Annotated in this window: 7 protein-coding genes; 3 read left to right on the top strand and 4 right to left on the bottom strand. The window is 72.6% G+C overall.

The window, feature by feature from the left end:
* Positions 1 to 54 precede the first annotated feature (54 nt).
* Positions 55 to 1,200, top strand: coding sequence for an ROK family protein (locus tag AB0K14_RS29310; RefSeq protein ID WP_360447585.1), 1,146 nt, complete (start codon positions 55 to 57; stop codon positions 1,198 to 1,200).
* A 272-nt stretch (positions 1,201 to 1,472) separates the two neighbouring features.
* On the opposite strand, the gene AB0K14_RS29305 is transcribed toward AB0K14_RS29310, so the two are convergent.
* The 4 genes from AB0K14_RS29305 to AB0K14_RS29290 form a co-directional block, all read right to left on the bottom strand.
* Positions 1,473 to 3,362 (bottom strand): acyl-CoA dehydrogenase family protein, encoded by a 1,890-nt coding sequence (locus AB0K14_RS29305; RefSeq protein WP_360446734.1) that lies wholly within the window; start codon positions 3,360 to 3,362, stop codon positions 1,473 to 1,475.
* Between the two features lie 177 nt (positions 3,363 to 3,539).
* Complete coding sequence (locus AB0K14_RS29300; RefSeq protein WP_360446736.1) at positions 3,540 to 5,522, bottom strand: hypothetical protein; 1,983 nt, start codon at positions 5,520 to 5,522, stop codon at positions 3,540 to 3,542.
* Between the two features lie 112 nt (positions 5,523 to 5,634).
* Complete coding sequence (locus AB0K14_RS29295) at positions 5,635 to 6,324, bottom strand: DUF305 domain-containing protein (protein ID WP_360446738.1); 690 nt, start codon at positions 6,322 to 6,324, stop codon at positions 5,635 to 5,637.
* Positions 6,325 to 6,327: 3 nt separating this feature from the next.
* Positions 6,328 to 7,146 (bottom strand): DUF3105 domain-containing protein, encoded by an 819-nt coding sequence (locus AB0K14_RS29290; RefSeq protein ID WP_360446740.1) that lies wholly within the window; start codon positions 7,144 to 7,146, stop codon positions 6,328 to 6,330.
* 170 nt (positions 7,147 to 7,316) lie between these two features.
* Between AB0K14_RS29290 and argS the strand changes: the two genes are divergently transcribed.
* The gene (argS, locus tag AB0K14_RS29285; RefSeq protein ID WP_360446742.1) at positions 7,317 to 8,975 is read left to right on the top strand and encodes an arginine--tRNA ligase; all 1,659 of its coding nucleotides are present in this window, start codon (positions 7,317 to 7,319) and stop codon (positions 8,973 to 8,975) included.
* Entirely contained in the window at positions 8,975 to 10,399 is a 1,425-nt protein-coding gene (lysA, locus tag AB0K14_RS29280) for a diaminopimelate decarboxylase (RefSeq protein WP_360446744.1), read from the top strand. Before argS ends, lysA begins: the two co-directional genes overlap by 1 nt.

The raw sequence follows: 10,399 nt of genomic DNA, 5'->3' as shown, positions 1-10,399 counted from the left end.
CACTCACTCGCTGTGACGGCCCGGAACCCGCCCCCGGTGGGCACCCCCGCGGGGATGCGCGTGCTCAACCAGCGCGCGGTGCTCGACCGGCTGCGGGCGGGCGGTCCGGCGACCAGGCCGCAGATCGCCAAGGACACCGGGCTGTCGAAACCGACCGTGGGCCAGGCGTTGCTCGACCTGGAGCAGCACGGCCTGGTGCGACCCGTCGGCCGCACGACGGCGGGGCCGGGCCGGTCGGCGATGGTCTACGAGCCGAACCCGGCGGCGGGGCACGTGCTCGGCGTCGACATCGGCAGGCAGCGGATCCGGGTGGCCGTGGCCGACCTCGCCGGTTCGGTGATCGCCCGGGTGGACGAGCGCAACCGGTGCCGCTCGGCGACGGCGCTGGTCCGCACGGTGCGGGAGCTGGTGGAGCGGACGGTGTCCGAGGCCGGCCTGTCGCCCGCCGACCTGGTGGTGAAGGTGGTCGGCACGCCCGGCGTGCCCGACCCGCGCGACCGGACCCTGCACCACGCGCCCAACCTGCCCGGCTGGGAACGCCCCGGTCTGCTGGACGACCTGGAGGCCGAGCTGGGCGCCGGCCTGGTGGTGGAGAACGACGCGAACCTGGCCGCCGTCGGCGAGCGGGCGTACGGGGCGGCGCGGGACGTGGACGTGTTCGTGTGCGTCACCGTCGGCACCGGGATCGGCATGGGGATCGTGGTGGACGGCCGGTTGTTCCGCGGCGCCCACGGCGCGGCGGGCGAGGTCGGCTACCTGCCCTACACCGGTCAGTCCGAAGAGGACGGACGGCAGCGCGGCCAGGCCGAGGCCGCGACGGCGGCGGAGTCCGTGGTGGCGCTGGCGAAGCAGCGCGGTCTGGTGGCGCGGTCGGCCCGCGAGGTGTTCGCGGCGGCGAAGTCCGGTGACGAGCGGGCGCTGCTGGCGGTGCGTGACGAGGCGGAGCGGCTGGCGTTCGTGGTGGCGTCGGTGGTCGCGGTGATCGACCCCGAGCTGGTGGTGCTCGGCGGCGGCATCGGCAGCAACACCGATCTGCTCCAGGAGCCGATGGAGGCCGCGCTGCGGCGGATGACGCCGCTCGTGCCGCGGATCGTGGCGGGTGAGCTGGGTGACGGGGCGGTGCTCAGCGGCGCCATCGCGATCGGGTTGCGCTCGGCGCGCGAGCTGGTGTTCGACCGCCGCGGTGCTGTGACTCTCTGAGAGTAGTCGAGTGGTTCTCACCTGGCGATTCACTCGAAAGTCGTAGGTCTCAACTCGTCAGTAATGACGTAGCGTCACGGCTACCTCCTCCTGGAGGGTGTGTGTCCTTCCGTTGTTAGCAAGGGGAGTCGAAAGGGGAGTACGGGGGACGTGGTCCCCTTTCGACCGTGCCACGGGGCAGGTGCCGCGCCCGTAAACACCTGCCCCGTGTACAACGGTGTCCGAGTGACTCCCGAGGTCCGGCGGACCGTGCGGTCCGGCGACCGCGCCGACTACGGCGTCTTGCGGTGGGCGTCGGTCGCGGTCGAGGCCCGGTGCGTCGAGTCGGCGATCCACGGTCCCGGGCTCGACGGGTCGAGCACCCCTTCCTCCAACCAGGTGAGCCGCCCGTCCAGCACGTGCCGCGCCAGCGTCAGGTCCGAGTCGTCGGAGTTGCGCCACAACCGGTCGAACAGCTCCTCCACCCGCACCCGCGCCTGCGCGGCGAACGCGTCGGCCAACCCCAGTGCCCGGTCGCCGTCCGACACCGCCCGCACGCAGACCGCGCTGATCGCGAACAGCTCCGCGCCGATGTCCACGACCCGTGCCAGGAACCGCTGCTTGCGCTCCATCCGGCCCTGCCAGCGCGACATCGCGTAGAACGTCTGCCTGGCCAGCTTGCGGCTGGACCGCTCGACGAACCGCAGGTGCCCGGCCAGCGGCCCGAACTCCGCGTACGCGCGCGGCACCTGGCCCTTGCCGACCACCAGCGTCGGCAGCCACTTCGCGTAGAACCCGCCCGCCTTGGCGAACGCCTGCGCCTTGCGCTTCGCGTCGGCCTCCGGGTCGATGATGTCCCCGGCCACGGCGAGGTGCGCGTCCACCGCCTCCCGCGCGATCAGCAGGTGCATGATCTCGGTCGAGCCCTCGAAGATCCGGTTGATCCGCAGGTCCCGCAGCACCTGCTCGGCGGGCACGCCGCGCTCGCCGCGGGCCGCCATGGACGCCGCGGTCTCGTAGCCGCGCCCGCCGCGCAGCTGCACCAGCTCGTCCGCGACCAGCCAGGCCATCTCCGAGCCGTAGAGCTTGGCCAGCGCGGCCTCGATGCGGATGTCGTGCCCACCCGCGTCGGCCAGCTCGCTGGACAGGTCGAGCACGGCCTCCAGCGCGTAGGCGGTGGCCGCGATGTAGGCGATCTTGCCCGCGATGGCCTCGTGCCGGCCGATCGGCAGGCCCCACTGCACTCGGGCGGCGGACCACTCGCGGGCGATCTTCAGGCACCACTTCGCCGCGCCCGCGCACAGGGCGGGCAACGACAGCCGGCCGGTGTTCAGCGTGGTGAGCGCGATCTTGAGCCCCGCGCCCTCCTTGCCGATCAGGTTCGCCCGGGGCACGTGGACCTGGTGGAACCGGGTGACGCCGTTCTCCAGGCCGCGCAGGCCCATGAACTCGTTGCGGTTCTCCACCGTGATGCCGGGCGAGTCGCCCTCGACCACGAACGCGCTGATGCCCTTGCCGGGCACCTGGGCCATCACCACCAGCAGGTCGGCCACCACGCCGTTGGTCGTCCACAGCTTCACGCCGTCGAGGACGTAACCGTCGTCGGTGGGCGTGGCCGTGGTGCCCAGGCGCGCCGGGTCGCTGCCCACGTCCGGCTCGGTGAGCAGGAACGCGCTGATCGCGCCGGTCGCGCAGCGGGGCAGGTACTCGCGCTTCTGCTCGTCGGTGCCGAACAGCGCCAGCGGCTGCGGCACGCCGATGGACTGGTGCGCGGACAGCATCGCGGCCAGCGCGGGGCTGACCGACCCGACCATCATCAACGCCCGGTTGTAGTAGACCTGGGACAGGCCGAGGCCGCCGTACTCCGGTTTGATCTTCATGCCGAACGCGCCGAGCTGCTTGAGGCCCGTCAGCACGTGGTCGGGGATGAGGGCGTCACGCTCGATGACCGCGCCGTCGACGGTGCTCTCGCAGTACTCGCGGAGTGCGGAGAGGAACAACTCGCCGCGTTCGCGGTCCTCGGTGGAGCCCGCGGGGTGCGGGTGGATGAGGTCGAGGCGGAAGTGGCCGAGGAAGAGCTCGCGGCCGAAGCTGGGGTGGCGCCACCGCGTCTCGCGGGCCTGTTCGGCGACCTTGCGGGCGGTGCGCTCGTCTACGTGCCGGTCGGGATCCACTGCGGTCATCGCTGACCTCCGGGTCGGGTTGCCGCTGCTCCGGAGGCGGCGGCTGGGCCGACGCGACCTCGCGGGCGGGTGTTCCACGTTACTACCGGCGGGTAGCCCTAACCGGGTGACGGGAAACCGCAGGTGGCCGCCCGTGCCGGACGGCCCACCCTTCAGCGGAGCCTCTGGTGGCTCCTGTCAACGGCGTCGCGTCGGGTCCTTCCACTCCGGCACCGGGCCCCGGCCGACGTGGGTCGAGGCGATCCGGAACCGGTGGTCGGTGTGCGTCGACGGCACGCCCGCCGCGGTGCGGCTGAGCACCCGGAGGTGCTGGTCGCCGCTGTGCGCCGGGGTCCAGCGGATGGTCGCGGTGCCGTCCGGGCCGACGGGGACGGTGGTCGTCACACCGTCGGCGGTGTACTCGAACGCCGTCGCGCCGGCCTGGTTGGTGGTGAACGTGAAGGACCCCGCCCTCTCCGGGCCGCTCGACCCGGCGGGGAACTCCGGCGACACGACGGCCGGGTTGTCGCCCACCGACCAGTCGGCGCTGCCCTCGGCCGACCACGTGCCGTCGGCGGTGCGGACGCGGGCGCGCAGCACCAGCGCGCCGACGCGGTCGGCGGTGTGCCCGACGGTGGTCGTGCCGTCCGGGTCTGCGGGCGCGGTGCGCTTCACCGCGGGCTCGTGGTCGAACCAGTACTCGTACTCGACGGGCGCGACCATCGTGGTGGTGAAGGTGAACGCGGCCGGCCGGGCGGGCGACGCACCGGCGATGGCGATGGCCGGCGCGGCGCCGTCCACCCGCAGGTCCACGACCCGGGTCACGGACACCCGGCCCGCCCCGTCGACGCTGCGCACCCGCACCGACCGCAGGTCCAGGTCGGTGATCAGTGGCGCCCACGTGAAGCGGGCGGTGCCGTCCTCCGCCGCGGGCACCGCCACCCGGGCGGTGGTCGTGCCGTCGGAGCGCAGGAACCAGTAGCTGTAGGACACCGCGCCGGACTGGCGGGGCTGGAGCGCGAACTCCACCGACGACCCGACGATCGCGCCGCCGCGCTGGGTGACGACCGGCGCGTCGTCCAGCACGAACCGGTACAAGCGCTCGGGCGACGACACGCCGGTCGACGACGTGCTGCGGACCCTGAGCTCGTTGAGCCCGCTGTGGGTCGGCGCGTACATGACGCTCGCCTTGCGCTCCGCGTCGGCGGCCGCCGTCGTCTCCGGGCCGTCGTCGACGCGGAAGGTGTAGCTCACCACGTCGGTCACCCACGAGGAGAAGTCGAACCGACCGGGCACGCCGACGCCACCGTTGGGGCTGCCGTGGACGTCGTACAGGTCGGACCACACGAACGGGCGGTCCTCCAGAACGGTGAACGAGTACCACGTCTGCGGCGAGCGGTTGTCCGCGCGATCGACCGTCCGCACCGCGACACCGGTGGAAGTCGGGACCGGGGGCGTGTAGGTGACCGTCGCCGGCCCGGCGGGCGTGGCCGGGGTGACCGTCGACCAGTCCTCCTGGCCGAAGAACCGGTACTCGTACGCGACGACGTCGTCCGAGGTCGTGCTGAAGGTGAAGTCACCGGGCACGCCGTAGCCGCCGCCCTTCGTCCCCCCGGTCGGGTAGACCTTCGAGAAGACGGTCGGGGACGAGGGCGCGGTCCGGTCGATGGTGAAGTAGCAGGGCGCGGTCTCCGGGGACGCCGACGTGGCGTCCAGCGCGCGGACCGTCCAGGCGTGCGTACCGTCCTGCGGGAACAGCCACTCGTCGGCCCGGGCGACCACCCGGCCGTCCGCGTCGGCGGGCCGCCGGAGCGTCTCGCGGGCGGGAGGGTCGGCGACGGGCCAGTGCGCGAACTCGGCCGTCAGCGCGTCACCGGCGTCCGGGTCGGTCAGGGTCGCGGCGAACGACATCCGTTGCGCGTCGTTCAGCGTCGCGGGGTTGAGGTGGGTGCCGGGGGCGGTCGGTGCGCAGCCGAGGTCCGGCCACACCTGGTGTCCGGTCGGTGTCGCGGGCGAGCCGTTCTCGCCGGCGCCGTTCCGGCCGGCGCTGTCGCCCACGGCGCGGACGGGCACGTCGCCGTGCGGGTCCTGGTAGGCCGAGGCCGGCGCCGCGGTGGTGAGGGCGACGCCCAGCAGCGCGATCGCCGCCGCCGCGCGCACGGATCTTCGACGTGGTGTCATGGTGTGTTCCCCCCGGGGTTCGGCACGTCCGCGAGGATCATGCCAGGTGAAACACCAGGTGGGAGCACCGTTACCGGCGGTGCCCGGCCGGTCACGCGACGGGCGGGGCCGGTCAGCTCGGCAGGGGCGCGGCGGCGCGCTCGGTGAGCAGCTGGCCCATGTAGGTGCCCTCGCTGGTCTGGGACTTGAGCATGTTGTCCGCGAGCGTCCTCACGACCGGCTGGCCGGCGTGGGTGGTGGCGTACTCGGCCATCGGGGCGCCGCCCCGGTGGTGCCGGAGCATGAGTTGCAGGAAGTACACGTCGAAGTCGACACCGGTCAGCGTGCGCAGCTTCGCGATCTCCTCCGCGGTCGCCATGCCGGGCATCTTCCCGTCACCGTCCGCGCCGGACCCGGAGTGGCCGTGGGTGGCCGACGTCATCCACCACATGTGCCTGCCGTCGACCGACTGCTCCGGGTAACCCCAGAGGAACAGCCAGCCCTTCATCCGGCCGACCTGCTCCAGCTGCGTCGAGGCGATGTCGAACGCGAGCTGCTCGATGGCGGGGTCGGCCGTCTTGTCCCGCGCGATGTTGGCCATCTGCACACCCTGGAGGTGGTGCGCCGACATGTCCTGGCTGAACCCGACGTCGACCGAGTCGCGCGCGGGCGTGGAGCTGGTGTCCGAGCCGGGGAGCTTGATCAGCAGGCCGACGGCCGCGCCGAGCAGGAGGACGGCCACGACCGCGATCGACACGACGACCGTCCTGGTCGCGGTCACCCCGCGGGCGGGGGCGGGGCCCTCCTGCTCGACGTCGGCCACAGGTCAGCTGCCCGACGTGGTGGTGGCCGCGGGCGCGTCGGTGCCCTGCGGGGCACCGGTCTCGGCGGTGTCCTTCGTGCCGCCGTCCATCGGCACGGCGTCCGCACCGGGGGCCTCCGCCACGAACGGCGGCGGGTTGGCCACGTCGAAGGTCGGGGACTCGCAGGACGCGCCGACCTCGGGGTAGGCGAACTGGTTGCGCCGCAGCGACTGGATGAACTGGTCGATGCGCTCGTCGTCGGCGCTCTCCAGCTTCAGCTGGTGGCCCCACGACTGCAGCGAGATCGGCTTGTCCAGGCCCGGGTACGGCGACAGCATGGTGAACGGCTGGCCCTCGGCGCGCGCCTTCAGCTTGTCCAGCGCCTCACCGGTGATCTGGTCCGGGTTGTACGCGATCCACACGGCGCCGTGCTCCAGCGGGTGGACCATGTTCTCGTTGCGGACCGCGGTCGCGTAGACCGTGCCGGTGCAGTCGGCCCACACGTTGTCGTGCGGACCACCGAAGGGCGGCGAGTGGTCGTAGGCGACCCGCTGGGTGGCGTCGACGTGCTTGCTCGGCTCGTACTCGACCTTCACCACGCCCTGGATCTGGTCCGAGGGGTCCTTGTTCTCCTCGGACGGGTTCCACTTGGCGAGCGCCGCCTCTTTCGCGTCCCGGTCGGCGATCTGCTGGTACGCGTAACCGAACACGGTGCCGGCCAAGGCCAGTACGGCCACCACCGCGATGATGGTCCCCCACGGCTTCGGCTTCTTCGCCACCACCGAGGAGCGCGCCGCCGCTACGCTGGAGCGCGCGGCCTTCGTCTTCTTGCCGCTGGTCATGTCCGCCTCAGTCTCGTCATACGCCCATGCCGCGGGCCAGTGTAGGGACACCGTGTCTGATCACCGTCAACTGCCCGTCACAGCCGGTGGCCGTCAACAGTTGCCATTCCCACTTCGCGGGACGCGCATCCCGGTCGAGACCAGCGGGAACGCTTCCCTAGACTTGCCGGGTGACTCCCGCTGCGCTCGCTGAACTGGTCCGTGCGACGGCCGTGGACGTGCTGTCCGCCCGCGGCCTCGACCCCGCCGCCCTGCCCACAGCGGTCACGATCGAGCGCCCCCGCAACCCCGAGCACGGCGACTACGCCACCAACGTGGCCCTCCAGACCGCCAAGAAGGTCGGCGTGACGTCCCGCGACCTGGCCGGCTGGCTCGCCGACGCGCTGACCGGCACCGATGCCATCTCCTCGGTCGAGGTCGCGGGCCCCGGCTTCCTCAACCTCCGCCTCGCCGCCGACGCCCAGGGCGCGATCGTGCGCGACGTGCTCGAAGCCGGAGAGGCCTTCGGCCGCGGCGACCAGTTCGCCGGCACCCGGATCAACCTGGAGTTCGTCTCGGCGAACCCGACCGGCCCCATCCACCTGGGCGGCACCCGCTGGGCCGCGGTCGGCGACGCGCTGGGCCGGATCCTCGCGGCCAACGGCGGCGACGTCACCCGCGAGTACTACTTCAACGACGCTGGCGCGCAGATCGACCGGTTCGTCCGGTCCCTGATCGCCGCCGCGAAGGGCGAGCCCGCGCCGGAGGACGGCTACGCGGGCGGTTACATCGGCGACATCGCCGCCGAGGTGCTGCGGCAGGAGCCGAGCGCGCTCGCCGGGGGGACCGGCACCGCCGAGGACTCGCACGAGGTGTTCCGCCGCATCGGCGTGAACCTCATGTTCGAGGAGATCAAGAAGGACCTGCACGACTTCGGCACGGACTTCGACGTCTACTTCCACGAGGACTCGCTGCACCGCTCCGGCGCGGTGACCAAGGCCGTCGACCAGCTCAAGGGCTCCGGCGCGCTGTACTTCGACAACGGTGCGTGGTGGCTGCGGTCCACCGAGTTCGGCGACGACAAGGACCGCGTGGTCATCAAGAGCGACGGTGACCCCGCGTACATCGCCGGTGACATCGCGTACCTGGCGGACAAGCGGTCGCGCGGCTTCGACCTGTGCATCTACATGCTCGGCGCGGACCACCACGGCTACATCGGCAGGCTCAAGGCCGCCGCCTCGGCGCTGGGCGACGACCCGGCGTCGGTGGAGGTGCTGATCGGGCAGATGGTGAACCTGGTCAGCGAGGGCAAGCCGGTGCGGATGAGCAAGCGCGCGGGCACCGTGATCACCATGCAGGACCTGGTGGACGCGGTCGGCGTGGACGCCGCCCGGTACGCCATGAGCCGGTCCTCGGTCGACTCGTCCCTGGACGTCGACCTCGACCTGCTGCGCAAGCGCAGCAACGACAACCCGGTGTTCTACGTGCAGTACGCGCACGCGCGGCTGTGCTCGGTGCAGCGCAACGCCGCCGACCTGGGCGTCACGCCCGGTGACGCGGTCGACCTGCTCACCCACGAGCGCGAGGGCGACCTGATCCGCACCGTCGGTGAGTTCCCGCGCGTCGTCGCCACCGCCGGTGAGCTGCGCGAACCGCACCGCGTCGCGCGGTACCTGGAGGAGCTCGCGGGCACCTACCACCGGTTCTACGAGGCGTGCCGGGTGCTGCCGCGCGGCGACGAGGAGACGACCGAGCTGCACCGGGCCCGGCTGAGCCTGTGCGCCGCCACCCGCCAGGTGTTCGCCAACGGCCTCGCGCTGCTGGGCGTGACCGCGCCGGAGCGCATGTGATGCGCGCGCACCCGGCCGGTCCGCGGCACGCCGACGTCATGATCCCGTCCAACACGGCGGGCAACCGCCCGGCCACGGCCGCCGACCTGGACCCGCTGCACCCGCAGGTGTGGCCGCGCAACGCCGAACGCGGCGACGACGGCGCGGTGCGCCTGGCGGGCGTCGACGTGCGGCAGCTCGCCCAGGAGCACGGCACCCCGCTGTTCGTGATGGACGAGGCCGACTTCCGCGCCCGCTGCCGCGAGCACGCCGAGGCGTTCGGCGACCCCACCGGGGTCCACTACGCGTCCAAGGCGTTCCTGTCCGTCGCGGTGGCCCGGTGGGTCGCCGAGGAGGGCCTGAGCATCGACGTGGCCAGCGGCGGCGAGCTGGCCGTCGCGCTGCGCGCGGAGTTCCCGCCGGAGCGGATCGCGCTGCACGGCAACAACAAGTCCGTCGCCGAGCTGACCGCCGCGGTCGAGGCCGGTGTCGGCGCGGTCGTGCTGGACTCGTTCTTCGAGATCGCCCGGCTCGACCAGGTCGCCCGTGAGCGCGGCCGGGTGCAGCCGGTGATGATCCGGGTCACGGTCGGCGTCGAGGCGCACACGCACGAGTTCATCGCCACCGCGCACGAGGACCAGAAGTTCGGCTTCTCGCTGTCCTCCGGCGACGCGGCCGAGGCCGCGCGGCGGGTGCTGAAGTCCGAGGGGCTGCGGCTGATCGGCCTGCACAGCCACATCGGCTCGCAGATCTTCGACGCCAGCGGCTTCGAGGTCGCCGCGCGCCGGGTCATCGGGCTGCTCGCGGACCTGCGCGACGAGCACGGCGCCGGGATCCTCGACCACGTCACGACCGTCGACCTCGGTGGCGGCCTCGGCATCGCCTACACCCCGGACGACGACCCGCCGCCGCCCGCCGAGCTGGCCAGGCAGCTGCGCAACATCGTGGGCAAGGAGTGCGAGCACGCCGGGCTGCCCACGCCGAAGATCGCGGTCGAGCCGGGCCGAGCCATCGTCGGCCCCGGCACGGTGACGCTGTACGAGGTGGGCACCATCAAGGACGTCCAGCTCGACGCGGGCGTCGTCCGCCGGTACGTGAGCGTGGACGGCGGCATGAGCGACAACATCCGCACCGCGCTCTACGACGCGGTCTACGACTGCAAGCTGGTCTCACGCGCCGCAGGCGAGGACGCCCACGCCGTGCTGTGCCGCGTCGTCGGCAAGCACTGCGAGTCGGGTGACGTGGTCGTGCGCGACTGCTGGCTGCCCGACGACCTCGCCCCCGGCGACCTGATCGCGGTCGCCGCCACCGGCGCGTACTGCTACTCCATGGCCAGCGGCTACAACCGACTGCCCCGACCCGCGCTCGCCGCGGTCGCGGACGGCCGGGCCCGGTTGCTGCTGCGCCGGGAGACCGAGGAAGACCTGTTCCGCCTGGAGGTATGA

The organism is Actinosynnema sp. NPDC050801 (assembly GCF_040673975.1).
In the GTDB taxonomy this organism is placed as follows: Bacteria; Actinomycetota; Actinomycetes; order Mycobacteriales; family Pseudonocardiaceae; genus Actinosynnema.
The sequence above is the reverse complement of the archived record's forward strand: the minus strand, read 5'-3'. Positions and strand labels throughout refer to the sequence as shown.

Bases quoted from the DNA above. Each gene is read 5' to 3' on its own strand.
- AB0K14_RS29290 (WP_360446740.1), bottom strand. From the start codon at position 7,146: ATGACCAGCGGCAAGAAGACGAAGGCCGCGCGCTCCAGCGTAGCGGCG.
- lysA (WP_360446744.1), top strand. From the start codon at position 8,975: ATGCGCGCGCACCCGGCCGGTCCGCGGCACGCCGACGTCATGATCCCG.
- AB0K14_RS29300 (WP_360446736.1), bottom strand. From the start codon at position 5,522: ATGACACCACGTCGAAGATCCGTGCGCGCGGCGGCGGCGATCGCGCTG.
- AB0K14_RS29310 (WP_360447585.1), top strand. From the start codon at position 55: ATGCGCGTGCTCAACCAGCGCGCGGTGCTCGACCGGCTGCGGGCGGGC.
- AB0K14_RS29305 (WP_360446734.1), bottom strand. From the start codon at position 3,362: ATGACCGCAGTGGATCCCGACCGGCACGTAGACGAGCGCACCGCCCGC.